A 24,577-nucleotide genomic window follows, 5' to 3' on the forward strand; every position below is an offset into this window, starting at 1 on the left:
GGCGAATTCCTGTGGCCGCCTCCAGAAAACACTGTATCATTTTGCGACGAAATCATGTGATTTAAAGCATCCGCATGGCTGGAAACCTTGCAACACTGGAAAAGCGCGCTTAGTCGATCGTTAGCTGATACGCACAGAAGCTGTATCGGCAAAAGCGAGACCGACGAGGGGTGGCACGGTGATGGAAGGCGAATTCGTTCCGGTATCCAGACGCGTCACCATACAGGATGGTGTCTACCAGCAGCTTCGCCACGCGCTGATGGTCGGCCGCTTCGATCCAGGCCAGACGCTCACCATAGCATCTCTGGCGGACAGTTTTGGCACCAGCCACATGCCGGTGCGGGAGGCGCTACGTCGCCTGGCCGCAGAAAACGCGCTGGAAATCGCCGCCAATGGCTCGGCATGTGTTCCCGCCATAAGCAAGGCCCGGCTCGACGATCTCTGCCGCGCGCGCATCGCCGTCGAGGGCCTGGCCGCGGAGCTCGCGACCCCAAACTGCAGCGAGGCTGACATCACGGCGCTGGAAGAACTGGTGAAAGCGCACGAGACATCAAGTCACGAGGAAAGCATCTACACGATGCTGGTGAAGAACCAGGAGTTTCACTTCACACTGTACCAGAGCTCCGGCTCTGAGGTGTTGATGCAGCTGGCCGAGACGTTGTGGCTGCGTTTCGGCCCCTATATGCGCATGCTGACACGTCATCTGGAGCCAGCCCTGCGCTCACGCGAAGGCGAAACCTACACGCGCCACCATCACGACATTATCTTGGCACTGCGCAAACGCGATGCTGCGGGCGTGTGCGACGCCATCAGCCAGGATATCAAGGCGACCCAAACGCTGCTTCGTCCGCTTTGTGACTGATCGGGCTTTGTGGCAACTGGCCTGCGGCACAGCGCGCTTTGGAGCAAGCGTGCAGCCAAAGAATGTGAAAAGCTGAAGCCAGATCCATCCCATTCTTATGGAGACCGGGCATGCAACAGACCGACAAGGCTCGCACCTTCCACGCTCTTCACGTCAAAGGCAGTCCTCTCATCCTCTATAATATCTGGGACGCAGGTTCGGCGGCAGCGGTAGCCGAGGCTGGCGCAAAGGCCCTTGCGACCGGAAGCTGGTCGGTCGCCGCCGCCCATGGTTATGGCGATGGCGAGAAAATCCCCGTCGAGCTCCTGGCTCAGGTGGCCCGTCGCATCGTGGAGACGGTCGACCTGCCCCTCTCTGTCGACTTCGAAGGTGCCTATGCAACCGATCCACAAGGTGCTGCAGACAATGTCTCGCGCATTCTCGACGCGGGTGCGGTGGGCATCAATTTCGAGGATCAGATCGTCGGTGGCAGCGGCCTGCATACGATCGCCGATCAGGCAAAACGTATTGCAGCCATCCGGGCCATGGCGGAGGCGCGCGGCGTGCCGCTTTTCATCAATGCGCGAACCGATCTTTTCCTCAAAGAGAGTGAACGTGGCCGTCATTCACACCTGATCGTCGAAGCCAGGGAGCGCGCGAAGGCTTTTGCGGACGCGGGCGCCAGCGGTTTCTTCGCCCCAGCCTTGGTGGACGAGGTGCTGATTGAGGACCTTTGCGATGCCGCACCGCTGCCCGTCAACATCATGGCCATGAAGAGCGCGCCGGATGCCGCGACACTTGGGCGGCTGGGAGTGGCCCGTATCAGCCACGGCCCCGGGCCATACCGGTCGGCCATGGCGTGGCTGAAGGATGCGGCGGCAGCCGTGTACGGGTAGAACTGCCGGTTCAGTCCCCTGCAGGCGGTTTATTCCAGTGAATGTGCTCCAACGCCTGGATGCGTTCCCGGGCCGTATCCCAATCTCCGTGGGTTACACGGTCTACAATAGCCTCCACCAGCGCCAGCAGAACAACGCCCGAATCCCACGTTCGGCCTGAGTCGATGGCGCAGGGCAGGACTACCTTTGCATAGCGCGAAATCGGTGACAGCCAGCTATCGGTGATCAATACGATGCGCGCTTTGCGTTCGCATAAAAGCTCGCTGAGATGCACCAGATCGCGCTGATAGCGACGGATATCAAACAACACCACCACGTCACCTGCCTTCACGTCGAGCAACTGATCGTCCCAGGTAGAGGTCTGGTCCTGAAAGCGGCGCACATTGGGTCGCACAATGCGCAGATGCGAAGCCATATAGCGCGCAATCGCATCGCTGAAACGCCCACCCAGTGTGTAGCAGGCAGTCTTGGGATCGGACAGCAACGCACACGCGGCTTCGAACTCGCTTTCAGGAATTGCCTCAAGCGTGGCCTGAATATTTGCGGTGGCCCGGGAGAAATAGGAGCCGAGTGCCGATCCATCCAGATTGCGCGCTGCAGAGCTGTCTCCTTTGTCCAGGGGCGAGAGCAACTCCGCCTGAATTTCAGTACGCAGGGCGCGTTGAAACTCCGGGTAACCGGAAAAGCCGAGCCGCGACACGAAGCGCAGAACCGTCGGCGCACTCGTGCCGGCCAGACCGGCAAACTCGGCAACCGTGGAAAGGCCGCTGCTCGGATAGTTGGCGAGAAACGTGTGGGCCACCTTGCGTTCTGCATCGGTCATCTGACCGAGCGCCCCATGCACAAGCTCTTTCGTCCCCAAACGCCATTCTCCTGCCGGTGCCAACTTCACGTCCGTAATAAAAATTACACAATTGACAAATTCTCTGCAATGCTAATCAATATTACAAATCTACCGCAAGGCACGGGCGGGTGTGTGGAGGTTTGATGGTCAGAGCGCTACTTGACCCATCCGAGGGCGAACCGTTTGAGATCGAGCGCGCCGATGGGCAGTCGCCCGTCATCTTCGTTTGTGAGCATGCCTCACGCACAATGCCCCGTTCACTCTCCGGTCTTGGCGCGAAGGCTGACACGCTAACCAGCCACGCTGCATGGGATATTGGAGCTTTGGCTACGGCTCAAAAACTCTCCGCCCTGCTGGACGCTCCCCTTATCCATCAGCGTTTCTCACGGCTCGTCTACGACTGCAATCGCCCCCCGGATGCGCGGGATGCAATCCCGGAGAGGAGCGAGATTCATGCCATCCCGGGAAACCGCAATCTTTCCGACGAAGCGCGCCGACAGCGTGTCGCAGAGATCTACGAGCCTTTTCGTCAAGCGCTTGCGGAGCTCATCGCAGCGCGGACTGCTCCATCCAGACAGCCGGTCATCGTCACAATCCATTCCTTCACCCGCGTTTATTTCGGCATCGCCCGGCACCGCGCGATCGGACTCCTGCACGACCGGGACCGCAGGCTCGCGGACGCCATGCTGCAACTGGCAGAAGAGCAAGGCATCTCCAATACGATGCGCAATTATCCCTATGGGCCGGATGACGGGGTAACGCACACTCTGCGCCTGCATGCAGTCCAGTACGGCCTGCTCAACGTCATGATCGAATATTGCAGCGATCTGATCGACACTGAACTCGGGCAGGATGAATGGGCAAGGCGCACGGCAAGGCTGCTTGAGACGGCACTGGAGCGCTTTCACATCGACATACATGCAGCCGGACCACAACAAGCCTGACAAGAACAGGGCCGGCAAGTCACCAGAGCGGGAAGACAGAGGAGATAAAATGGGAGACGGGAAGCGATGCCGAACGCCATAAGGCGCTATGTGCGTCTGATCGATCGCACAAACCACTATGTGGGTCTGGTGGTCATGTACATGATCTTCCTGATGATTGGCATATTGCTCTATTCGTCGATTATGAAGACCGTGGCCATTCCGCCTCTGTGGACACTGGAAATGGCACAGTTCGCCATGGTTGCCTATTACATGGTCGGCGGCGGCTGGGCATTGCAGAACGACGCGCACGTGCGCATGGACCTGATCTATGCACGCTGGTCGCCCCGCACGAAGGCGCTTGTCGATTCCATCACCGTTCTGTTCCTGATCTTCTATCTCTCCCTGCTGCTCTATGGCGGGTTTTCGTCCACCTCCTATGCGCTGAAGTACGGTGAGACCAGCTATTCGGCCTGGTCGCCCTACATGGCGCCCATAAAGATCATCATGTGCATCGGCATCGCGCTGACACTGCTTCAGGCGGTGGCCCAACTCTTCAAGGATGTGGCGCGGGTGCGTGGGGAGGAGCTGTCATGAGCTACGAGTTGACAGCGATCCTGATGTTCACCGGCATGATGGGGCTGCTCCTGACGGGCCAGCGCGTCTTTGGCGCCATCGGCTTCATTGCCGTGGCCTTCGCGCTTCTGCTGTGGGGCACGGGCGGATCCGAGATCGCCTTTTCCGCCGCCATGAAGCTGATGAAATGGTACGCGCTGCTAACGCTGCCGCTCTTCATCTACATGGGTTACATGCTGTCGGAATCGGGCATTGCCGACGATCTCTACAAGATGTTTCATGTCTGGTTCGGCCCGGTGCGCGGCGGGCTCGCCATCGGCACGATCGCGCTCATGGTCGTCATCTCTGCCATGAACGGCCTCTCCGTCGCCGGCATGGCCATCGGTGCAACCATCGCCCTGCCGGAACTCCTCAGACGCGGCTACGACAAGATCATGGTGACCGGCGTTATCCAGGCCGGCTCATCGCTCGGCATTCTCGTCCCGCCCAGCGTGGTGCTGGTGCTTTACGCCATGATCGCGCGCCAGCCAGTCGGCCAGCTCTGGCTTGCCGGTGTTTTTCCGGGCCTGCTCATGGCCGGGCTCTTCATTCTCTACATCGCGGTCCGCTGCTGGCTGCAGCCCAGTCTCGGGCCCGTGCTTCCTGCCGAAGAGCGCCGCATCCCCATGTCGGAAAAGCTCAAACTCCTGTCTGCCGGCATCCTGCCCTTCATGATCTTCTTCCTGATGACCGGGCTTTTCGTCATGGGCGTTACCAGCCTTGTCGAAAGCTCTGCCATCGGTGCGGTTTCGGCGACCGCCGCTGCCGCCATTCGCGGCCGCCTCACATTGAAGGTGATCCACGACACGGTGCGCAAGACGCTTTCCGTCTCATGCATGTTCATGTGGATCATCCTTGCTGCACTGTGCTTCGGCGCGGTGTTTGACGGTCTGGGTGCCGTCAGGGCCATCGAGGGATTCTTCCTCGATCAGCTCGGACTTTCTCCTTGGGAGGTGCTGATCCTTATGCAGCTTTCCTACCTGATCATGGGCATGTTTCTGGATGACACGGCCATGCTGGTCATCGTCGCGCCGCTCTATGTGCCGCTCGTGAAGCTGCTTGGCTTCGACCTCATCTGGTATGGCGTGCTCTACACGATCACCTGCCAGATCGCCTACATGACCCCGCCCTTCGGCTACAATCTGTTCCTGATGCGGGCCATGGCGCCGCCGGAGATCAGGCTCGGAGACATCTACCGATCCATTGTGCCCTTTGTAGCGGTGATGGTGTTCGCCTTGATCATCGTCATGGTCTTTCCGCAGATCGCGCTATGGCTCCCGCAACATGTTTATGCGCGCTGAACCCAGACAAACAAGGAGGTGACGACCAGAACAAGCCTGCGGCAATGCCCGGCAACCATGACCGGGACAACAACCAGAGGAGTGAACGAAGATGCAAAACAGACGCGACTTTCTGAAGAAAGCGGGCATGGCATCGGCGGCTGCAGCCGGGACCACGGCCCTTGCAACGCCCTATGTTCATGCGCAAAGCCCGATCCGCTGGCGGCTGCAGACCTATGCCGGCGCCGCCCTTGCCGAACATGTCGTCAAACCGGCCATCGACGCCTTCAACAAGGCAGCCAATGGCGAGATGGAAATCGAGCTCTACTATGCCGACCAGCTCGTACCGACGGGTGAGCTTTTCCGCGCCATGCAGAACGGCACCATCGACGCCGTGCAATCGGACGACGATTCCATGGCAGCACCGGTCGATGTGTCGGTTTTCGGCGGTTACTTCCCCTTCGCCACGCGCTATTCGCTCGATGTGCAGGCGCTCTTCTACAAGCATGGCCTGGCCGAGATATGGGAAGAGGCCTATGGCGAGGTCGAAGGTGTGACATGGCTTTCGGCGGGGTCATGGGACCCCTGCCACTTCAACACCAAGGAGCCGATCAAGAGCCTTGAAGACCTGAAGGGCAAGCGTGTCTTCACCTTCCCGACCGCCGGCAAGTTCCTTTCCCGCTTCGGTGTCGTGCCGGTCACGCTTCCATGGGAAGACGTGGAAGTGGCGGTGCAGACGGGCGAGCTCGACGGCATCGCCTGGTCGGGCATCACCGAGGACTACACGGTGGGCTGGGCCGACGTGACGCCCTACCTGCTCACCAACAATATCTGCGGTGCCTGGGTCGGCTCCTTCTTTGCCAATTCCGACCGCTGGAACGAGGTGCCCGACCATCTGAAGCAGCTCTTTCGGCTGGCGATGGATTCTTCCCACTATTACCGACTGCACTGGTATTGGGCGGGTGAAGCGGATCTGCGTGTCAATGGCGGAAAGATGGAGCTGACCACCATTCCCGACGCCGAATGGGCGACCGTGGAAGCCGAGGCGGAAAAGTTCTGGGACGAGATCGCTGCCGAAGGCGGGCGCAAGGAGCGTGTGGTGAAAATCCTGCGCGACTATCGCACCCTGATGCAGAAAGCCGGTCCGCCCTATCGCTACGGCTGAGCAAAGAAAGAAAATTGGCCCCGGTTCTACCTCCGGGGCCATATCCAAAACCACCGACAGGACGAATTGAATGGCGGGCAAACTGACTTTGGAAAGCCTCAAGGCGGCAGCGGAGGCCGGCGAGATCGACACGGTGCTCGTCGCGCTGGTCGATATGCAGGGGCGCCTGATGGGCAAGCGTTTCCATGTGGACTTCTTCCTCGAAAGCGCATTCGAGGAAACCCATAGCTGCAACTATCTGCTCGCCACCGACATGGAAATGTTCACGGTCGAAGGTTATCGCGCGACGAGCTGGTCGGCGGGCTATGGCGATTACACGATGAAGCCGGACCTCTCGACCCTGCGGCGTATTCCCTGGCTGGAGGGCACGGCCCTGGTCCTGTGCGACGTGCTCGACCATCACACACACGATGACGTGCCCCATTCGCCACGCGCCATCCTGAAAAAGCAGGTCGCGCGACTGGAAGCCATGGGCATGAAGGCGATGATGGCCTCGGAACTGGAGTTCTTCCTGTTCCGCGACACATTCGAGGAGGCCGCCGCCAAAGGCTACCGCGGGCTGGAGCGCATCAGCACCTACAATGAGGATTACCATATCTTCCAGACCACCAAGGAGGAGGATGTGATGCGGGCGATCCGCAACGGCCTCAACGGCGCGGATGTGCCGGTGGAAAACTCCAAGGGCGAGGCCGATGCCGGGCAGGAGGAAATCAACGTCCGCTACACGGACGCGCTCACCATGGCCGACCGCCACGCCATCGTGAAAAACGGCTGCAAGGAGATCGCCTGGAAGGCCGGTCGCGCCATCAGCTTCATGGCCAAGTGGGACGACAGGGCAGCCGGCAATTCCTCGCATGTCCATCAATCGCTCTGGACGCTGGATGGCAAGCCGCTCTTCTTCGACCCCTCGGGCGAACACGGCATGTCGGACATGATGAAACACTATATGGCGGGTCTGCTCGCCCATGCCGGCGAAATCACCTATTTCCTCGCGCCCTACATCAATTCCTACAAACGCTTTGCGGCCGGCACCTTCGCCCCAACCAAGGCGATCTGGTCGTTCGACAACCGCACGGCGGGCTATCGCGTCTGCGGCGAGGACACGAAAGCGGTGCGCGTGGAATGCCGGGTCGGCGGCGCCGACCTGAACCCCTATCTTGCCTTCGCGGCCCTGATCGCGGCAGGCATTGATGGCATCGAAAACAAGAAAGAGCTGGAGCCGGCCTTTGTCGGCGACGCGTATGAGGGCGAAGGGATCCGCGAGATCCCCAAGACCCTGCGCGATGCCGCCACCGCGCTCGACGGTTCGAAAATGCTGCGTGCGGCCTTTGGTGACGACGTTGTCGATCACTATGTCCATGCAGCCCGATGGGAACAATCCGAATATGACCGCCGCGTCACCGACTGGGAGGTCAGGCGCGGTTTTGAGAGAGCATGACATGACGAAAACCCTGCAATGCATTTCCCCCATCGACGGATCGGTCTTTGCCGAGCGGCCCGTGATGGACCCCGACAAGGCGGCCAAGGTTCTTGCCAATGCCCGCCAGTCGCAGAAGGCGTGGGCTGCACGTCCGCTTGATGAGCGCACCAAGCTGGTGAATGCCGGCGTTGCCCGCCTCAACGAGATGAAGGACGAGGTGGTGCCGGAGCTTGCCCACATGATGGGCCGCCCGGTGCGCTATGGTGGCGAGTTCGGCGGCATGAACGAGCGCTCCGCCTATATGGCCGAGATTGCCGAGCGTGCCCTCGCACCCATCGTTCTGGAAGACTCGGAAAGCTTCGCGCGCCGCATCGAACGCGTGCCCCACGGGTTGGTCGGCGTCATCGCGCCGTGGAACTACCCTTACATGACAGCGATGAACACCATCGTTCCCGCCCTCATCGCGGGCAATGCCGTCGCGGTCAAGCACGCCACCCAGACGCTGCTCGTGGGTGAGCGCATCGTGCGCGCCTTCCATGAAGCAGGTATCCCCGAGGAACTGGTCGTCAACCTGTTCCTCGACCATGCCGGCACGGAAAAGCTGATCGGCGAGCGCACTTTCGACTTCATCAATTTCACCGGCTCCGTCGGCGGTGGACGCGCCATCGAGCGCGCCGCAGCCGGAACCTTCACCGGGCTCGGGCTCGAACTCGGCGGCAAGGACCCCGCCTATGTGATGGACGATGCCGATATTGACTGGGCGGTCGATGTGCTGATGGACGGCGCGATGTTCAATGCCGGCCAGTGCTGCTGCGGCATCGAACGCATCTATGTCGCGGAGAAGCATTTCGACGGTTTTGTCGAGAAATCCGTCGACTGGGTGGGCAAGCTGAAACTCGGTAATCCGCTGGACGAGGACACCACCATCGGTCCGATGGCCAACAAGCGGTTTGCAGCCGAAGTGCGCAGCCAGACCGAAGATGCGCTGGCGCAGGGCGCGAAGGCGCTGGTCGATCCGAAAGCGTTCCCCGAGGATGATGGCGGCACCTATCTCATGCCGCAGATCCTGGTGGACGTGAACCACCAGATGCGGGTGATGCGCGAAGAGAGTTTTGGCCCCGTCGTCGGCATCATGCCGGTGAAGAACGACGCCGAAGCGCTCGACCTCATGAACGATTGCGAATTCGGCCTCACCGCCTCGCTCTGGACCGCCGATCCCGACCGCGCGGCGGCTATCGGTGCAGGCATCGAAACGGGCACCGTTTTCATGAACCGTGCCGACTATCTCGACCCGGCCCTCTGCTGGACCGGCTGTAAGAACACCGGGCGCGGTGGTGCGCTTTCCGAAATCGGCTACCACAATCTGACCCGCCCAAAATCCTACCACATGAGAAAGAAACAGGCATGAAGCTCGAAGGAAACTGGTCTTATCCCACCGCGGTACGGTTTGGCGCGGGGCGCATCAGGGAACTGGCCGAGGCCTGCAATGCAGCCGGAATTTCAAACCCGCTTCTGGTAACCGACCGGGGTCTTGCCGGCATGGACATCACGAAGAACGCGCTCGACATTCTGGAGGCCGCGGGCCTCGGGCGGGCTATGTTCTCGGAAGTCGATCCCAACCCGAATGACAAGAACCTCGAAGCCGGCGTGAAGGTTTTCAGGGATGGCGGTCATGATGGTGTGGTCGCATTTGGCGGCGGTTCGGGGCTCGATCTCGGCAAGCTGATCGCCTTCATGGCGGGTCAGACACGACCGGTCTGGGACTTCGAGGACATCGGCGACTGGTGGACCCGCGCGGATGCGTCGAAAATCGCACCAAACGTGGCCGTTCCCACGACAGCCGGCACCGGCTCGGAAGTGGGGCGTGCAGGCGTTGTCACGAACTCCCAAACCCATGTGAAGAAAATCATCTTCCATCCCAAGGTGCTCCCTTCGGTCGTGATCTGCGATCCGGAACTGACCGTGGGCATGCCCAAGGCAATCACCGCTGGCACCGGCATGGATGCCTTCGCGCACTGCCTCGAAGCCTATTGCTCGTCCTTCTACCATCCGATGAGCCAGGGCATCGCTCTTGAGGGGCTTCGGCTCGTGAAGGAATATCTCCCCCGTGCCTACCGCGATGGAAGCGACCTGGAGGCCCGCGCCCATATGATGAGCGCTGCCGCCATGGGTGCAGTTGCGTTTCAGAAGGGGCTGGGTGCCATCCACGCACTCTCCCACCCGGTCGGAGCGCTCTACAACACCCATCACGGCACGACGAACGCGGTGGTGATGCCGGCTGTTCTAAAGCTAAACAGGCCGGAAATCGAGGAACGCATAGCTGCCGCCGCAGCCTATCTGGGCATTTCTGGCGGTTACGACGGGTTCTTCGATTTCGTGATGCAGCTCCGGGACGAACTCGGCATTCCCGACCGCCTCGGCGACATGGGTGTGGGCACGGACCGCATCGACGAGATGGTGGAAATGGCTCTGGAGGATCCGAGTGGTGGGGGCAACCCGGTCAAGCTGACCGCAGCCAACACGAAGGCGCTCTTCGAAGCCTGCATCTGAGGTCTGGCTGGACGCTTGAGCGGAGAACGCTGACAGGCCACGGCGCAAGCTGCCCATCCCCGTCAGTTAAGCGGAATGTCGTTCTCCGCCTTGCCGTCCTGATAGCGCTCGGACAGCGCGGCATAGGCTGTGGAAAGCGCGGCAATTCGCGCTTTCACGATTTCCGCGTCAGCCTTCGGCAGCGCCGTAGCGAGAGCGGGCAGGGCGTAGCTTTTCCAGAAGGCGTTTTCGGCATTGTAACCGCCGGGCTCCAGCGTGAAAACTTCCTTCAAAATCTTCAGATCGTGCGGGATCGCAAACGCGTCGCGCGAATCCTCGTGGCTGAACAGATAATAGAAATTGTCGAAGCCGGTCCAGGTGATCGCCGATAGACACAGTGAGCAGGGCTCGTGGGTGGAGAGGAAAATGCAGTCCTTCGTATCGGGCCGTGCATCCTTCGGGAGTTCGTAAAACCGCTTCAGCGTGTGCACCTCGCCATGCCAGAGCGGGTTTTCCAGCTCATTGTTGGTCTCGGCAAGCACCAGAGAAAGATCGCTTTTCTTCAGGATCGCCGCGCCGAAGAGCTTGTTGCCATGGGCGACGCCTTCTGCAGTTTTCGGCAGGATGTCCTGTTCGATCACGTCGAGCAGCCGGTTGATGAGGTGAATGTCGGGGGCGGTCATGTGAGCGATGGCACCGTGATTTCAAAGGGGTCGGGGAAGTGGAATTCTTCCAGATTGTTGCCGTCTCCGCCACGGTCGACCACGACGAAATCCTGCGGTTCGCCGATGGGCGTCAGGACGCCATGCCATGTGCTGCGCGCATAGTTCACGCCCTGTCCGGGGCGGGTGATGAAGGCGCGGGGTTCGCCGGGTCGCCCGCTTTCATCCGGGCACACGATCACCAGAAAGGGCGCTCGCGAAAGCGGCATGAAGGCCTGGCTTCCAAGCGGGTGCCGCTCGACCATCGAAAGCCTGAGCGGCAGTGCATAGGGCGTGCCACGAAAGATATTGATCAGAACGCGGGCGTTCTCGCCCGCCGTCTCCACCGTCGCCAGATCGTGAAAGCGGCGGCACTTGTCGGCATTGATCAGGAAGCTTTCCGCGCCTTCGGTCTCGATCACGTCGCCGAATGGCGCGAAGGCTGTGCGTGTCAGTGTCTCGGCCTCGATCCGTTTCATCGCGCGAACCCGCCGGCGAGTTTTGCGTGCCGATTGACGTCCTTGTAGAGCAGGTAGCGGAAATTGCCCGGCCCGCCCGCATAACAGGCCTGCGGGCAGAAGGCGCGCAACCACATGAAATCGCCGGCTTCCACCTCCACCCAGTCCTGATTGAGCCGGTAGACGGCCTTGCCTTCCAGCACATAGAGACCGTGTTCCATGACATGCGTTTCGGCGAAGGGGATCACCGCGCCCGGCTCCAGCGTGACGATGGTTACATGCATGTCGTGGCGCAGATCCGCCGGATCGACAAAGCGTGTCGTTGCCCATTTGCCATCCGTTCCCGGCATGGGAGAGGGCGCGACATCGGCTTCATTCAGAAATAGCGGATCAGGCGTGTCGAGGCCGTTGACGGGCTCATAGGCCTTGCGGATCCAGTGGAACCGCGCGGGTGCATTTCCCCGGTTGTGCGCGGTCCAGCCACTCGCTGGCGGCAGATAGGCGTAGCCGCCGGGGGTCATCTTGTGCGTTTCTTCGGCGATCTCGACGGTCAGCTCGCCCTCGACGATGAAAAGCACGCCTTCCGCGGTCTCATCGAGTTCGGCCCGGTCGCTGCCACCGCCTGGTTCCACTTCCATGATGTATTGTGAAAACGTCTCGGCAAAACCGGAGAGCGGCCGCGCGATGATCCAGCAGCGCGTCTTCTCCCAGAACGGCAGCAGGCTTGTGACGATGTCCTGCATGACGCCCTTGGGTATCAGTGCATAGGCGTCGGTCAGAACCGCGCGATCTGTCAGGAGCTGGGTCTGCGGCGGGTGCCCGCCATGCGGGGCGTAATAGGTGCGGGCGCTCATCTTCTTTGTCCTGATCTCACGCGGGAAGGATGTCGTTGAGCCGCAGCCGGGCGATCCGCTCCACCTGCCGACAGGCAGTGGCGAACTCCTCGTCGCGGCTGTTTTCAAGCCGGGCCTCGAACGCCCTCAATATACTGTCCCTGGTGTTGTCCTTGACGGCAATGATGAAGGGAAAGCCGAATTTCTCCGTATAGGCGGTGTTGAGCTCGGTGAAGCGCGCGCGTTCGCTGTCGGTCAGCGCATCGAGCCCGGCTGAGGCCTGCTCCCGGCTCGATTCTTGGGTCAGCCTTTTGGCCGCCGCCAGTTTTCCGGCCAGGTCTGGGTGGGCCCTTAGAACGCCAAGGCGTTCGTCTGCGCTGGCCGAGCGGAAGACACGTGCCAGAGCATTGGCAAGGCCGCCGGCCGTGTCATGCGCAGGGCCGAGCTCCAGCTTGGCCGCGCGCTCGGCGATCCACGGTGAGTGTTCGTAGATGCTGCCGAACCGTTCGATGAATTCCGGTTCGCTCATGCGGCTCGGGCGCAGGGCCGGCGCTTCATATGGGTGCTTTTCGCGCCAGTGCCGGGCGATCTCGCCCCGTGTCGCCAGCCACACATGGTCGTGGCTTTTCACATAGTCTATGAAGCGCTGAAGGGCCGCGGCGCGTCCCGGCCTGCCTGCGAGCCGGCAATGAAGGCCGATGCTCATCATGCCCGGCCGGCCTGCTTCCCCCTCGGCATAAAGCGTGTCGAAGGCGTCTTTCAGATAGCTGAAAAACTGATCGCCCGAGTTGAAGCCCTGCGCCGTGGCAAAGCGCATGTCGTTTGCGTCGAGCGTATAGGGAATGACCAGCTGCGGCCGCGTGCCGTGCCCCTGTCCATCATGGTCGATCCAGTAGGGCAGGTCGTCGTCATAGGTGTCGGAAATCCAGTCGAACCCGCCTTCCTCGATGGCCAGTTTCACCGAGTTGACCGAGGTGCGGCCGAGGTAGAGGCCGCGCGGGCGCTCGCCTACCACTTCGGTGTGCAGCCGGATTGCCTCCAAAAGGTCGTCCCGCTCGCTTTTCTCCGTGTGAGCGCGGTAGTCGATCCATTTCAGACCGTGCGAGGCGATTTCCCAGCCGGCCTCCTGCATCGCTTCCACCTGTCCCGGGCTGCGGGCAAGCGCCGAAGCGACACCGAAAACCGTGACGGGCACACCGGCTGCCGTGAACATGCGGTGAAGTCGCCAAAAGCCGGACCGCGCGCCATACTCATAAATCGATTCCATGTTCCAGTGGCGCATGCCGGGCCAGGGGGCCGCGCCCACCACTTCCGAAAGAAAGGCTTCCGAAGCCTCGTCGCCATGCAGAATGCAGTTTTCTCCGCCTTCCTCGTAATTGACGACGAACTGCACGGCGACCCTGGCACTGCCGGGCCAGTCGGCACTGGGTGGGGTCTGGCCATAGCCGATCATGTTTCTGAGGTAACGGGTCATGCAATCTGTCCGAAATTCGCTATTGGCAAGGATAATAGATGAAATGAGGAAGGGACTTTCCTGAAAAATTTGAAAGAGTTTTGTTGTTCTTCCTTCGCGCGTCCTCTTATGCTCGCAATGAATTTGCCCCACAATCAAGAGGTCGACGGGCAAGTGGCTTGATCGAATGTGAAGGGAGGCCGCATGAGCAATGCGGGTGAGGGTCGTCTGACGACCCATGTGCTGGACACGGCCAGCGGCAATCCGGCAGGAGGGCTGGAGATCGCGCTTTATCGTCTGGAGGGCGAGGCGAGAGTTCATGTGAAAACCGTCACGACCAACAGCGATGGCCGCTGCGATGCGCCGCTGCTTGCCGGAGAGGCGTTTCGCACCGGCTTCTATGAACTGGTGTTCGAGGCTGGCGCCTATCTGCGGGCACAGGGTGCCGATCTGCCGGCCCCGGCCTTTCTTGATCAGGTTCCGATCCGCTTCGGCATGGCCGAGCACGCGCATTATCACGTGCCCTTGCTTCTCTCGCCCTATGGCTACTCCACCTACAGGGGAAGCTGATGAAAGCGCGTTCTGAAATCCGCTTTCTGTTGAACGGCACGCCGGTGACGCTGGGCGATGTGCGCCCTGACGAAACCCTTCTCGATTATCTGCGCCTGCGCCAGCGACTGACGGGCACAAAGGAAGGCTGCGCGGAAGGCGATTGCGGTGCGTGTACCGTTCTTGTCGGGCGGTTGCGCAAGGACGAACTCGTCTATGAGAGCATCAATGCCTGCATCCGCTTTCTGGGTTCGCTCGATGCCTGTCACGTGGTGACTGTGGAGCATCTGAAGCGCGCCGATGGCAGCCTGCACCCGGTGCAGCAGGCGCTTGTCGACCATCACGGTTCGCAATGCGGTTTCTGTACGCCGGGCTTTGTCATGTCGCTCTATGCGCTCTGGATGCGCGAGCCGAAACCTTCCGAGAGAGCCGTCGAAAAGGCTCTGCAGGGCAATCTCTGCCGCTGTACGGGTTATGAACCCATTGTGCGCGCCGCTTTGTCGGTCTCCACCTATGGTGATGCGGTATCGGATCCGCTGGCCACGGAACGCGCTGCGGTCATCGCCGCGCTCAATCAGATGAAGGATGGGGCGAGGGTGGAGATCGGTTCCGGCAGGGACCGCCTGGTCATCCCGACCGATGTCGACGATTTCGCCACGATTCTCGAAAGCGAGCCCGACGCCACTGTCGTCGCCGGTGCCACGGATGTGGGGTTGTGGGTCACGAAGTTCATGCGCGAGATCGCGCCTGTGGTGTTCATTGGGGGGCTCGATGAATTGCGCGATATCCACGAAGAAAATGGCGCGATCCACATTGGCGCTGGCGTCAGCTATTCCGATGCATTCTCATTTCTGGCGAAACGCATTCCCGCGCTGGGCGCACTGATCGACCGCATTGGCGGCGAGCAGGTGCGCAATATGGGTACGATTGGCGGCAACATCGCCAATGGCTCGCCCATCGGCGACACGCCTCCTCCGCTGATCGCCCTTGGCGCAACCCTTACGCTGCGCAAGGGCAGCGCGCGCCGCACCATTCCGCTGGAAGATTTCTTCATCGACTATGGCAAACAGGATCGTGCGCCCGGCGAATTCGTCGAGGCGGTGCATGTGCCGGTGCCCGATGCGACCTCCCGTTTCGCGGTGTGGAAAATTTCCAAGCGTCGGGATGAAGACATCACGGCGGTTCTCGGCGCGTTCGATCTCACGATCGCCGATGGCCGGGTTGAGGCCGCCCGCATCGCCTATGGCGGCATGGCTGCGACGCCGAAACGCGCAAAAGCTGTCGAGGCAGCGCTTGTCGGAAAGGCGTGGACTGAGGAAACGGTCGAGGCAGCACTTTCGGCCTATGAGAAAGATTTCCAGCCGATCAGCGACATGCGTGCCTCCGCCGATTATCGCATGATGGCGGCGAAGAACCTGCTGCGCCGCTTCTACGTTGAAAGCATGGGCAACCCGGCAAACCTCTCCAGATATGAGGCGGCCTGATCATGACACGGCACGAAACGCTTGATCCCGGAAAGGCGAGGATCGCCGGTGGTGTCGCCAGTGATCAAAAACACGATTCCGCGCACAAGCATGTCAGCGGCGAAGCCGTCTATATCGACGACATGCCCGAACCGGCGGGCACGCTGCATGCCTGTCTCGGTCTTTCCGAGGTCGCGCATGGCACGATCACGAGCATGGACCTCTCGAAGGTGCGTGCTGCGCCCGGTGTGGTCGCCGTTCTGACGGCGGACGACATTCCCGGCGAAAACGACATCAGCCCCACCGGGTTGCACGACGAACCCATTTTTACGAACGAAAGGGTGCAGTTCTTCGGCCAGCCGATCTTTGCCGTGATTGCCGAAACGCGCGAAGCCGCCCGCCGCGCATGCCGTCTGGCGAAGATCGACTATTCAGAAGAACCGGCGCTGATCGACATTGCCGATGCGGGCGCCGATGCGCGGCTTGTCACCGCGCCGCTGAAACTTGAGCGCGGCGACAGTGCCGCGGCTATCGCCACCGCCCCGCATTCCATCAAGGGGCAGATGCGGGTTGGCGGGCAGGACCATTTTTATCTGGAAGGGCAAATCGCCTTCGCCATGCCGGGTGAGGATGGCGACGTGACCGTTTTTTCCTCGACCCAGCACCCGAGCGAGGTGCAGCACATGGTGGCGCATGCGCTGGGAGTTTCCTCTCATGCCGTCACCATCGAGGTGCGGCGTATGGGTGGCGGGTTCGGCGGCAAGGAAACGCAGGCAAATCTCTTTGCCGTTGTCTCGGCCATCGCGGCCAAGAAGCTCAACCGTCCCGTCAAGCTGCGTCCGGACCGCGACGACGATATGACGGCGACCGGCAAGCGCCACGATTTCCTGATCGACTATGAAGTCGGTTTCGATGATGAAGGTTCCATTCTCGGCGTCGATTTCATCTATGCCGCGCGCTGCGGCTATGCGGCGGATCTCTCCGGTCCGGTGACCGACCGGGCGCTGTTTCACTGCGACAACGCCTATTTCTATCCCGCTGCGCGCGCCGTCTCGCGCCCGCTCTACACCAACACCGTGTCCAACACCGCGTTTCGCGGTTTCGGTGGGCCGCAGGGCATGGTCGGCGCAGAGCGCATCATCGACGAAGTCGCTTTCGCGCTGGGCAAGGATCCGCTCGAAATCCGCAAGAAAAATCTTTACGGCACCGACGACCGCAACGTCACGCCCTATCACCAGACGGTGGAGGACAATGTCGCCGAACGGGTCATCGCCGAGCTGGAGGAGAGCAGCGATTATGCCGCGCGCCGACGCGAAATCGCGGCCTTCAACGCGAAAAGCCCGGTCATCAAGCGCGGTCTTGCGCTGACACCGGTGAAATTCGGCATCTCCTTCACGGCCACGCATTTTAACCAGGCCGGGGCGCTGGTGCATGTCTACACGGATGGGTCCGTGCATCTGAACCACGGCGGCACCGAGATGGGGCAGGGGCTCTACACCAAGGTCGCGCAGGTGGTGGCCGAAGAGTTCCAGATCGACATCGATCAGGTGAAGATCACGGCCACGACCACCGGCAAGGTGCCCAACACCTCCGCCACGGCGGCCTCCTCGGGTTCCGATCTGAACGGCATGGCCGCGCAGGATGCCGCACGCCAGATCAAGAACCGGCTGATCGACTTCGCGTCCGAAGCCCATGACGTGCCGAAAGACCAGATCGTGTTCCTGCCGGGTCGTGTACGCATAGGCAATCAGGAAATCCCTTTCGCCGAGCTTATCCGCGAGGCCTATATGGCCCGCATCCAGCTTTCGGCCGCCGGTTTCTACAAGACGCCGAAAATCCACTGGGATCGCGACAGGGGAGAGGGGCGGCCATTCTACTATTTCGCCTATGGCGCCGCCTGTGCCGAAGTTTCCATCGACACGCTGACCGGCGAATACATGGTCGAGCGCGTCGACATCCTGCACGAAACGGGGCGTTCGCTGAATCGCGCCATCGACATTGGCCAGATCGAGGGCGGCTTCATTCAGGGCATGGGCTGGCTGACGACGGAAGAACTGGTCTGGGACGGCAAGGGGCGGCTTAGAACCCATGCGCCTTCCACCTACAAGATCCCGCTCGCTTCCGACCGGCCAAAGGTGTTCAACGTGGCGCTTGCCGACTGGGCGGAAAACGCCGAACCGACGGTGCATCGCTCCAAGGCCGTGGGCGAGCCGCCTTTCATGCTCGCCATGTGTGTGCTTCATGCGCTGTCCGATGCGGTGGCGAGCGTTGCCGATCACAAGGTCTGCCCGCGTCTCGATGCGCCGGCCACGCCCGAGCGTGTGCTGATGGCGGTGGAGCGGGTCCGGGCGGAAGGCGCACGCTGATCGATATGGCCGATTCGACCTCCGGTCTGAAAACCTTCCTGCAAGCCTCGCCTTCCGTCGCGCTTGTCGCGGTACGCGAGGCGAAGGGCTCGACCCCGCGTGAAGAGGGCGCGTGGATGCTGGTTTCGCCGGCGGCGATTTTCGGAACCATCGGTGGCGGCCAGCTCGAGTTTCTGGCGATCGCCAAAGCGCGCGAACTTATCGTGGACAGTCTTGTCAACGGAACCCTCGACATACCGCTCGGGCCGGAAATCGGCCAGTGTTGCGGCGGCCGGGTGGCGCTCGACATTCGCCTACTCGATCAGGCGGAGCGCGGGGCGCTTGTGAAGCGCGCTGGCGAAGAGGCAGGCGCCTTCCCGCAGGTGATCCTGTTTGGCGGTGGCCATGTCGGCCATGCGCTGGCGGCAGCGCTGACCCCGCTGCCCGTGCGGGTGCTGGTGGTCGAGACCCGCAAGGAAGCGCTTGAGGATTTTCCGGATGATGTGGAGACGCGCCTTACGGCCCTGCCGGAAGAGGCGGTGCGTGAAGCTCCCGCCGGGACGGCCTTCGTGATCCTGACCCACGATCATGCGCTCGATTTCCTGCTGGTTGCCGAGGCGCTCGCACGTGATGATGCTGCCTATGTCGGCATGATCGGCTCGAAGACCAAGCGCGCGACCTTCAAGAGCTGGTATCTGAAGAATGGCGGCGATGAAGACCGTTTCTCCAGGCTCGTCACCCCCATTGGCGGCGATGCCGTACACGACAAACGCCCCGCCGTCATCGCGGCGGTGGCGGCTGCGGAGATACTGGTGGCTTTGCATTCATATTGACATTTGTGTGTACAAACTTACATACTTCATGAATGAAGATCGCGGGCTTTGACTGGGATGCCGGAAACTGGCCGAAATGCGCAAAGCACGGTGTCTCGAAGAATGAGATCGAACATGCGCTTCTTCATGACCCGTTGATTGCGCCGGACCCGGCACATTCCGGGCCGGAAGACCGCTACATCGTCATAGGACGCAACCGGCAGGGCCGCCCCATGTTCATAGGCGTGACCTTTCGCACGGTTGACGGGAAGCGTCTTATTCGTCCCATCACAGCGCGCTACATGCATGCCAAGGAGGTGAAACGCTATGAAACGCAGCGTTCCCAAACTGAAAACCGATAAGGATGCGGAAGACTTCCTCGATCAGGATCTTTCCGATCTGGATTTTGGTGCATTCAAATCCGCCGGGTTCGAGTTCGAGAACAAGGCAGCGAGGGTGAATATGCGCATGCCGCAAAGCCAACTTGATGCGGTGAAGGCTGAGGCGGAGAAGCGCGGCGTTCCCTATCAGCGCCTCATGCGCGAGCTTGTTCAGCGCGGCCTCGAAAGCCTGCGTGCAGGCTGACCATTATTGCTCCGACAGGGTCTCGCCGATCATCTTCTGGCAGCGGCTTGCCATGAAATCCACCAGCAACCGCACTTTCGGGTCCTGAAACTTCTTGTGCGGGTAGAGCGCGGCAAGTTTTACCGGCACAGGCGGGGTCTGGGGCAGGACCACCTTAAGCCTTCCATCGCGCAGAAATGGCTCGATCTCGAAGCGGGGCTTGTTGATGATGCCACGCCCGGCAAGCGCCCAGTCGGTGATGACGTCGCCATCGTCGGAATCGAACGGGCCGCTCACCTCGAATTTCCGTGCGCCCTCGGGTGTTTGCAGCATCCAGAAATGTTCGCGCGCGCCGGGGAAGCGCAGCATCAGGCAATCGTGACGATCATCGATCAGCGCTTCGGGTGTCTTCGGTTCGCTGCGCCGTTTCAGATAATCAGGCGTTGCCGCCAGAACGCGCTCGCAATCCATGATGCCGCGCATGCGGAACGAGGAATTTTCGAGAATCCCAAGCTTGAAGGCAACGTCGATGCCTTCGCGCATCATGTCTACGTCGTGGTCTGACAGCCGCAAACGAACCTCGATCTCTGGATATCTGTCACGGAACTCAGGGATTCCGCTGGCGATCAGCCGCTTGCCGATGCCAAGCGGCGCGGTAACGCGGATCGTGCCGCGCGGCTGGCCGGAAAGATCGGCCACCGAGGCTTCGGCTTCTGCCACTGCTTCCAGAACCTTTCGCGCGCCTTCATAGAAAACGCGCCCCTGCTCGGTGGGGGTGAGCTGGCGCGTGGTGCGGTTGAAGAGCCGCACGCCGAGGTGCTTTTCGAGCTCCTTCACCCGGTTCGAAGCAACGGCCGGTGAAAGCCGCATGTCGCGTCCGGCAGAAGACAAATTGCCGAGCTCCACCACGCGGACAAAAACAGCGATGTTGTCGAGATAGGCCATGCACTGCCCCCAGAAGTTTCGCGCGCATTATTTTCCAAAATTTTTTGAAAGTCATCGTGATCTTATCCGCTTTCCGTTTATATCGGGTTCCGTCACCCTGCGCCCGGTGGAGTTGAGGAAGCTGGCATGAACGAATACGCGGTTTTGTGGGACTGGCTGTCTTTTGGCGTGCGCTGGCTGCACGTGGTCACGGCCATCGCCTGGATTGGCTCATCCTTCTATTTCATCGCGCTCGATCTGGGGCTGGTGAAACGGCCGGGCCTGCCCGAGGGCGTTCATGGCGAGGAATGGCAGGTCCATGGCGGCGGCTTCTACCATATCCAGAAATACATGGTCGCACCGGCTTCGATGCCGGAGCACCTGACCTGGTTCAAGTGGGAATCCTACTCCACCTGGCTTTCCGGCTTCGCGCTTCTGGCCATTGTTTATTATGCGGGGGCGGATCTCTATCTCATCGACCGCAACGTGCTCGATGTGCCCGCCTGGGGCGGTATCCTCATCTCGCTCGCCTCCATCGGCCTGGGCTGGCTGCTCTACGACCTTCTGTGCAAATCGCCGCTCGGAAAAAACGACACGGCGCTGATGCTGGTTCTCTATGTGATCCTTGTGGTGATGGCATGGGGCTATACGCAGCTCTTCACCGGTCGCGCAGCCTTCCTGCATCTGGGCGCCTTCACCGCGACGATCATGACGGCGAATGTCTTCCTGATCATCATTCCCAACCAGAAGATCGTGGTGGCCGATCTGAAGACGGGGCGCACGCCCGACCCGAAGCTTGGCCTGCAGGCCAAGCAGCGCTCGCTACACAACAATTACCTGACGCTCCCCGTCGTCTTCCTGATGCTGTCGAACCACTATCCGCTGGCATTCGGAACCCAGTTCAACTGGGTGATCGCGTCGCTGATTTTCATCATAGGTGTGCTGATCCGCCACTATTTCAACACGGTGCATGCTCGCAAGGGTACCCCGCACTGGACCTGGGGGCTGGCCGGTGTTCTCTTCATCATCATCATGTGGCTTTCCACCGTACCGCAGGTGCTGACCGGCGAGCCGAAGCTTTCGGCGACGGGGCAGACCTTCGTGACCTCGGTGCATTTTCCGGCGGTGCGTGACACAGTCATGGGGCGCTGCGCCATGTGCCATGCTGCCGTGCCAGGCTATGAGGGCGTTTCTTTTCCGCCAAAAAACGTTGTGCTCGACACGGATGCCTCCATTGCCGGGCATGCGCGCGAAATCTATCTGCAGGCGGGCCGCAGCCACGCCATGCCGCCCGGCAATGTCTCGGGCATCACGCCAGAGGAGCGGCGGCTGATCGTTACCTGGTTCGAAGAGGCGCGCTAGCACATGGCACAGAAACTCATCCGCGGACGGCTTCTGTCCTTCAAGGCCGAGCCTCGGAGCATCGACGACCACGACGCCTATCTCTTTGAAGAGGATGGCGCGGTTCTGGTAGAAGATGGCGTTATCCTCGCATCCGGAAGCTTTGCCGAGGTCGCAGCAGGCGCCGAAGCGGGGCACGCGGTGGTGGATCATCGCCCGCACCTCATCCTGCCGGGCTTCATCGACGCCCATGCGCATTTCCCGCAGATGCAGGTGATCGCGAGCTATGGCGCCGAGCTTCTGGACTGGCTGAACAATTACACGTTTCCAGAGGAAACGAAGTTCTCCAACATCCAGCATGGCCGCCGCATCGCCCGGCTCTTTTTCGACGAGCTGGTGCGCAACGGCACGACTACGGTTGCCGCCTATTGTTCCGTTCACAGGGAAAGCGCGGAGGCGTTTTTCAGCGAGGCGCTGGCGCGCAACATGTGCGTTGTGGGTGGCAAGGTGATGATGGACCGCAACGCGCCGGAAGCGCTCACGGACACACCGCAGTCGTCCTATGACGACACGAAGGCGCTAATCGGCGACTGGCACGGCAGGGGCCGGCTCAACTATGCCATCACGCCGCGCTTCGCCATCACCTCCAGCCCCGAGCAGATGGAGATGGCGTCGGCGCTAATGCAAGAGTTTCCCGACCTGCACATGCAGACGCATCTTTCCGAAAATCACGACGAGATCGCCTTCACGCTTAAGCTTTATCCCGATGCGCCGGACTATACCGGCATATACGAGCATTACGGCCTGCTTGGCCCCAAGGCGCTTTTCGGCCATTGCATTCATCTTTCCGAGCGCGAAGCGGATGTGTTGTCGGACACGGGCTCTGTTGCCGTGTTCTGCCCCACCTCAAACCTTTTCCTCGGCTCCGGCCTGTTCGACTATCAGCGCTATCGCAAACGCGAGAAGCCGCTGCGGCTTGCCTCTGCGACGGATGTGGGCGGCGGCACCAATTACTCCATGCTCCGCACCATGGATGAGGGCTACAAGGTCATCGCGCTCAATGGCGAGAAACTCAATCCGCTGGCCTCCTTCTGGCAGATCACGCGCGGCAATGCCGAAGCACTATCCCTTTCGGAGCGCGTGGGCACGCTGGAACCGGGATCGGACGCTGATATCGTGGTTCTGAACGCGCGCGCAACGCCCGTCATGGCGCTGCGCATGGAGCGTGTGGAAACATTGGCGGAGGAGCTTTTCCTGCTCCAGACGCTTGCCGATGACCGCGCCATCGTGGAAACCTATGTTGCAGGAGAGGCGGCCAAGAGCGCCTTGTGAATTAGGGGGCGCATTTGAATTGTGGCATCGATCCGAAAGCACTTTTCACAACGCTGTTCGAGGCAGCGGTTTCTGCCGCCGACCCCTCCAGGACCATTCGTAAGTGCCTTCCGCCGAAGCCGAAAGGCCGCACCATCGTTGTCGGTGCAGGCAAGGGCGCGGCGCAAATGGCGGCGGCGCTCGAAGAGGTCTGGGACGGGCCTCTGGAAGGCACTGTCGTCACCCGTTATGGCTATGGCGCACCGACCCGCATGGTCGAGGTGCTGGAGGCGGCGCATCCGGTGCCGGATGAGGCCGGCCTTTCCGGCGCAAAGCGTCTCATGGACAGTGTGACCGGGCTCGGCCCGGACGATCTGGTCATCGCGCTCGTTTGCGGCGGCGGCTCGGCCCTGCTGCCTGCACCCGCAGGCTCCCTGACACTCGCCGACGAGATCGCCGTCAACGAGGCGCTTCTGGCGTCCGGCGCGCCGATCTCGGCCATGAACACGGTGCGCAAGCACATTTCCGCGATCAAGGGCGGCAGGCTGGCCGCTGCGGCCCACCCCGCCCGCGTCGTCTCGCTGATCGTGTCTGATATTCCCGGTGACGATCCGGCGCTTGTCTCTTCTGGCCCAACAGTGCCGGATACAGCAAGCCGTACAGACGCGCTTGCCGTGATCAGAGCTTTTGACATCCAGATGCCCGATGCGGTGATGCAGCATCTCGCATCACCTGCGGCGGACGCACCAAAGCCGGATGATCCACGTTTTTCAGGCCATGAGGTTCACGTCATCGCCTCCGCCGCGCGCTCGCTGGAGGCGGCATCGGCCGCTGCCGAAGCACAGGGTGTGCCTGCCGTTATTCTCTCCGATGCCATTGAAGGTGAGGCGCGTGAAGTGGGCGGAGTTCATGCCGCGATTGCCCGCGAAATCGCACTGCGCGACCGGCCGTTCAGAAAGCCGGTCGTGCTGCTTTCGGGCGGCGAAACCACGGTGACGATACGCCAGAGCGGCGGGCGCGGTGGACGCAACACCGAATTCCTTCTGGCGCTTGCGCTCGGCATCGAGGGCGTGTCCGGCATCTCGGCGTTCGCTGCCGATACGGACGGTATCGATGGGTCGGAGGAGAATGCCGGCGCCTTTGCCGATCACCGCTCCGCCGCGCGGCTGCGCTCCGCCGGCCACGACCCGAAGGCGCTGCTCGCTGCGCATGACGCCTGGGGCGCGTTTGATGCCCTGGGCGACCTTTTCGTGCCGGGGCCGACCGGCACGAATGTCAATGATCTGCGGGCAGTGCTGGTGCAATAACCC

The 24,577-nt window shown here is 61.2% G+C and carries 24 protein-coding genes; 18 read left to right on the forward strand and 6 right to left on the reverse strand.

What is annotated here, in order from left to right; genetic code table 11:
* The first annotated feature begins 181 nt into the window (after positions 1-181).
* Together P2W41_RS05265 and P2W41_RS05270 are read left to right on the forward strand one after the other, a co-directional pair.
* Positions 182-862, forward strand: coding sequence for a GntR family transcriptional regulator (locus P2W41_RS05265; RefSeq protein ID WP_292897229.1), 681 nt, complete (start codon positions 182-184; stop codon positions 860-862).
* A 110-nt stretch (positions 863-972) separates the two neighbouring features.
* The gene (locus P2W41_RS05270; RefSeq protein WP_404934490.1) at positions 973-1,737 is read left to right on the forward strand and encodes an isocitrate lyase/phosphoenolpyruvate mutase family protein; all 765 of its coding nucleotides are present in this window, start codon (positions 973-975) and stop codon (positions 1,735-1,737) included.
* A 10-nt stretch (positions 1,738-1,747) separates the two neighbouring features.
* On the opposite strand, the gene P2W41_RS05275 is transcribed toward P2W41_RS05270, so the two are convergent.
* A complete protein-coding gene (locus tag P2W41_RS05275; RefSeq protein ID WP_292897225.1) occupies positions 1,748-2,599 on the reverse strand; it encodes a MurR/RpiR family transcriptional regulator in 852 nt (283 codons plus the stop codon).
* A 125-nt stretch (positions 2,600-2,724) separates the two neighbouring features.
* On the opposite strand from P2W41_RS05275, the gene P2W41_RS05280 reads away from it, so the two are divergent.
* From P2W41_RS05280 to P2W41_RS05310, 7 genes are all read left to right on the forward strand, one after another.
* Positions 2,725-3,525, forward strand: coding sequence for an N-formylglutamate amidohydrolase (locus P2W41_RS05280; RefSeq protein ID WP_404934491.1), 801 nt, complete (start codon positions 2,725-2,727; stop codon positions 3,523-3,525).
* Positions 3,526-3,591: 66 nt separating this feature from the next.
* Positions 3,592-4,101: a TRAP transporter small permease subunit gene (locus P2W41_RS05285; RefSeq protein ID WP_292897221.1), complete on the forward strand. Its 510-nt coding sequence runs from the start codon at positions 3,592-3,594 to the stop codon at positions 4,099-4,101.
* Entirely contained in the window at positions 4,098-5,420 is a 1,323-nt protein-coding gene (locus P2W41_RS05290; RefSeq protein ID WP_292897219.1) for a TRAP transporter large permease subunit, read from the forward strand. The genes P2W41_RS05285 and P2W41_RS05290 overlap by 4 nt, the downstream gene beginning before the upstream one ends.
* A 91-nt stretch (positions 5,421-5,511) precedes the next feature.
* Positions 5,512-6,564 carry a TRAP transporter substrate-binding protein gene (locus tag P2W41_RS05295; RefSeq protein ID WP_229448310.1) on the forward strand — a complete coding sequence of 351 codons (1,053 nt, stop codon included), beginning with the start codon at positions 5,512-5,514 and terminating at the stop codon, positions 6,562-6,564.
* A gap of 70 nt (positions 6,565-6,634) precedes the next feature.
* A complete protein-coding gene (locus P2W41_RS05300; RefSeq protein ID WP_404934492.1) occupies positions 6,635-8,002 on the forward strand; it encodes a glutamine synthetase family protein in 1,368 nt (455 codons plus the stop codon).
* A gap of 1 nt (position 8,003) precedes the next feature.
* Positions 8,004-9,392 carry an aldehyde dehydrogenase family protein gene (locus tag P2W41_RS05305; protein ID WP_404934493.1) on the forward strand — a complete coding sequence of 463 codons (1,389 nt, stop codon included), beginning with the start codon at positions 8,004-8,006 and terminating at the stop codon, positions 9,390-9,392.
* On the forward strand, positions 9,389-10,534 hold the full coding sequence (locus P2W41_RS05310; protein ID WP_404934494.1) for an iron-containing alcohol dehydrogenase: 1,146 nt from the start codon (positions 9,389-9,391) through the stop codon (positions 10,532-10,534). Before P2W41_RS05305 ends, P2W41_RS05310 begins: the two co-directional genes overlap by 4 nt.
* 62 nt (positions 10,535-10,596) lie before the next feature.
* Here the strand turns inward: P2W41_RS05310 and P2W41_RS05315 are convergent, their stop codons facing one another.
* Genes P2W41_RS05315 through puuE form a run of 4 tightly spaced genes read right to left on the reverse strand, consistent with a single transcriptional unit; the run spans position 10,597 to position 13,979 of the window.
* On the reverse strand, positions 10,597-11,196 hold the full coding sequence (locus tag P2W41_RS05315; RefSeq protein ID WP_404934495.1) for a nucleoside deaminase: 600 nt from the start codon (positions 11,194-11,196) through the stop codon (positions 10,597-10,599).
* Positions 11,193-11,693, reverse strand: a complete 501-nt coding sequence (locus P2W41_RS05320) for an ureidoglycolate lyase (protein WP_292897209.1) — start codon at positions 11,691-11,693, stop codon at positions 11,193-11,195. Before P2W41_RS05320 ends, P2W41_RS05315 begins: the two co-directional genes overlap by 4 nt.
* Positions 11,690-12,526, reverse strand: a complete 837-nt coding sequence (locus P2W41_RS05325) for a bifunctional allantoicase/(S)-ureidoglycine aminohydrolase (RefSeq protein ID WP_404934496.1) — start codon at positions 12,524-12,526, stop codon at positions 11,690-11,692. Before P2W41_RS05325 ends, P2W41_RS05320 begins: the two co-directional genes overlap by 4 nt.
* A 16-nt stretch (positions 12,527-12,542) precedes the next feature.
* Complete coding sequence (gene puuE / locus P2W41_RS05330; protein ID WP_404934497.1) at positions 12,543-13,979, reverse strand: allantoinase PuuE; 1,437 nt, start codon at positions 13,977-13,979, stop codon at positions 12,543-12,545.
* Between the two features lie 183 nt (positions 13,980-14,162).
* Here puuE and uraH point away from each other — a divergent pair, with 183 nt between their 5' ends.
* From uraH to P2W41_RS05360, 6 genes are read left to right on the forward strand one after another with little or no spacing between them, the layout of a single operon-like run.
* A complete protein-coding gene (gene uraH, locus P2W41_RS05335) occupies positions 14,163-14,528 on the forward strand; it encodes a hydroxyisourate hydrolase (RefSeq protein WP_404934498.1) in 366 nt (121 codons plus the stop codon).
* Positions 14,528-15,991, forward strand: a complete 1,464-nt coding sequence (xdhA, locus tag P2W41_RS05340; protein ID WP_404934499.1) for a xanthine dehydrogenase small subunit — start codon at positions 14,528-14,530, stop codon at positions 15,989-15,991. Before uraH ends, xdhA begins: the two co-directional genes overlap by 1 nt.
* A gap of 2 nt (positions 15,992-15,993) precedes the next feature.
* Positions 15,994-18,336, forward strand: a complete 2,343-nt coding sequence (gene xdhB / locus P2W41_RS05345; protein WP_404934500.1) for a xanthine dehydrogenase molybdopterin binding subunit — start codon at positions 15,994-15,996, stop codon at positions 18,334-18,336.
* Positions 18,337-18,341: 5 nt separating this feature from the next.
* Positions 18,342-19,148 (forward strand): xanthine dehydrogenase accessory protein XdhC, encoded by an 807-nt coding sequence (gene xdhC, locus P2W41_RS05350; protein ID WP_404934501.1) that lies wholly within the window; start codon positions 18,342-18,344, stop codon positions 19,146-19,148.
* 32 nt (positions 19,149-19,180) lie between these two features.
* A complete protein-coding gene (locus P2W41_RS05355; RefSeq protein WP_292897195.1) occupies positions 19,181-19,489 on the forward strand; it encodes a BrnT family toxin in 309 nt (102 codons plus the stop codon).
* Positions 19,455-19,712, forward strand: a complete 258-nt coding sequence (locus P2W41_RS05360) for a CopG family antitoxin (protein WP_292897193.1) — start codon at positions 19,455-19,457, stop codon at positions 19,710-19,712. The genes P2W41_RS05355 and P2W41_RS05360 overlap by 35 nt, the downstream gene beginning before the upstream one ends.
* 3 nt (positions 19,713-19,715) lie before the next feature.
* On the opposite strand, the gene P2W41_RS05365 is transcribed toward P2W41_RS05360, so the two are convergent.
* Positions 19,716-20,636 (reverse strand): LysR family transcriptional regulator, encoded by a 921-nt coding sequence (locus tag P2W41_RS05365; RefSeq protein WP_404934502.1) that lies wholly within the window; start codon positions 20,634-20,636, stop codon positions 19,716-19,718.
* 126 nt (positions 20,637-20,762) lie between these two features.
* Between P2W41_RS05365 and P2W41_RS05370 the strand changes: the two genes are divergently transcribed.
* The 3 genes from P2W41_RS05370 to P2W41_RS05380 are packed head-to-tail and all read left to right on the forward strand — an operon-like array spanning position 20,763 to position 24,574.
* Positions 20,763-21,977 carry a urate hydroxylase PuuD gene (locus P2W41_RS05370; protein WP_404934503.1) on the forward strand — a complete coding sequence of 405 codons (1,215 nt, stop codon included), beginning with the start codon at positions 20,763-20,765 and terminating at the stop codon, positions 21,975-21,977.
* Between the two features lie 3 nt (positions 21,978-21,980).
* Positions 21,981-23,288, forward strand: coding sequence for a guanine deaminase (guaD, locus tag P2W41_RS05375; RefSeq protein ID WP_404934504.1), 1,308 nt, complete (start codon positions 21,981-21,983; stop codon positions 23,286-23,288).
* 14 nt (positions 23,289-23,302) lie between these two features.
* Positions 23,303-24,574 (forward strand): glycerate kinase, encoded by a 1,272-nt coding sequence (locus tag P2W41_RS05380; protein ID WP_404934505.1) that lies wholly within the window; start codon positions 23,303-23,305, stop codon positions 24,572-24,574.
* Positions 24,575-24,577 lie beyond the last annotated feature (3 nt).

Origin of the sequence: Nitratireductor sp. L15S-10, from assembly GCF_045011005.1 — a bacterium.
Taxonomy (GTDB): Bacteria; Pseudomonadota; Alphaproteobacteria; order Rhizobiales; family Rhizobiaceae; genus Nitratireductor.

What these genes read in the sequence shown, in the direction of transcription:
- P2W41_RS05355 (WP_292897195.1), top strand. Translation starts at nt 19,181, where the DNA reads ATGAAGATCGCGGGCTTTGACTGGGATGCCGGAAACTGGCCGAAATGC.
- P2W41_RS05295 (WP_229448310.1), top strand. Translation starts at nt 5,512, where the DNA reads ATGCAAAACAGACGCGACTTTCTGAAGAAAGCGGGCATGGCATCGGCG.
- P2W41_RS05370 (WP_404934503.1), top strand. Translation starts at nt 20,763, where the DNA reads ATGAACGAATACGCGGTTTTGTGGGACTGGCTGTCTTTTGGCGTGCGC.
- P2W41_RS05325 (WP_404934496.1), bottom strand. Translation starts at nt 12,526, where the DNA reads ATGAGCGCCCGCACCTATTACGCCCCGCATGGCGGGCACCCGCCGCAG.
- xdhA (WP_404934499.1), top strand. Translation starts at nt 14,528, where the DNA reads ATGAAAGCGCGTTCTGAAATCCGCTTTCTGTTGAACGGCACGCCGGTG.
- P2W41_RS05285 (WP_292897221.1), top strand. Translation starts at nt 3,592, where the DNA reads ATGCCGAACGCCATAAGGCGCTATGTGCGTCTGATCGATCGCACAAAC.
- xdhB (WP_404934500.1), top strand. Translation starts at nt 15,994, where the DNA reads ATGACACGGCACGAAACGCTTGATCCCGGAAAGGCGAGGATCGCCGGT.
- P2W41_RS05280 (WP_404934491.1), top strand. Translation starts at nt 2,725, where the DNA reads ATGGTCAGAGCGCTACTTGACCCATCCGAGGGCGAACCGTTTGAGATC.
- P2W41_RS05360 (WP_292897193.1), top strand. Translation starts at nt 19,455, where the DNA reads ATGAAACGCAGCGTTCCCAAACTGAAAACCGATAAGGATGCGGAAGAC.
- P2W41_RS05310 (WP_404934494.1), top strand. Translation starts at nt 9,389, where the DNA reads ATGAAGCTCGAAGGAAACTGGTCTTATCCCACCGCGGTACGGTTTGGC.
- P2W41_RS05315 (WP_404934495.1), bottom strand. Translation starts at nt 11,196, where the DNA reads ATGACCGCCCCCGACATTCACCTCATCAACCGGCTGCTCGACGTGATC.
- P2W41_RS05265 (WP_292897229.1), top strand. Translation starts at nt 182, where the DNA reads ATGGAAGGCGAATTCGTTCCGGTATCCAGACGCGTCACCATACAGGAT.
- P2W41_RS05300 (WP_404934492.1), top strand. Translation starts at nt 6,635, where the DNA reads ATGGCGGGCAAACTGACTTTGGAAAGCCTCAAGGCGGCAGCGGAGGCC.
- guaD (WP_404934504.1), top strand. Translation starts at nt 21,981, where the DNA reads ATGGCACAGAAACTCATCCGCGGACGGCTTCTGTCCTTCAAGGCCGAG.
- P2W41_RS05270 (WP_404934490.1), top strand. Translation starts at nt 973, where the DNA reads ATGCAACAGACCGACAAGGCTCGCACCTTCCACGCTCTTCACGTCAAA.
- P2W41_RS05365 (WP_404934502.1), bottom strand. Translation starts at nt 20,636, where the DNA reads ATGGCCTATCTCGACAACATCGCTGTTTTTGTCCGCGTGGTGGAGCTC.
- P2W41_RS05305 (WP_404934493.1), top strand. Translation starts at nt 8,004, where the DNA reads ATGACGAAAACCCTGCAATGCATTTCCCCCATCGACGGATCGGTCTTT.
- xdhC (WP_404934501.1), top strand. Translation starts at nt 18,342, where the DNA reads ATGGCCGATTCGACCTCCGGTCTGAAAACCTTCCTGCAAGCCTCGCCT.
- P2W41_RS05290 (WP_292897219.1), top strand. Translation starts at nt 4,098, where the DNA reads ATGAGCTACGAGTTGACAGCGATCCTGATGTTCACCGGCATGATGGGG.
- uraH (WP_404934498.1), top strand. Translation starts at nt 14,163, where the DNA reads ATGAGCAATGCGGGTGAGGGTCGTCTGACGACCCATGTGCTGGACACG.
- puuE (WP_404934497.1), bottom strand. Translation starts at nt 13,979, where the DNA reads ATGACCCGTTACCTCAGAAACATGATCGGCTATGGCCAGACCCCACCC.
- P2W41_RS05320 (WP_292897209.1), bottom strand. Translation starts at nt 11,693, where the DNA reads ATGAAACGGATCGAGGCCGAGACACTGACACGCACAGCCTTCGCGCCA.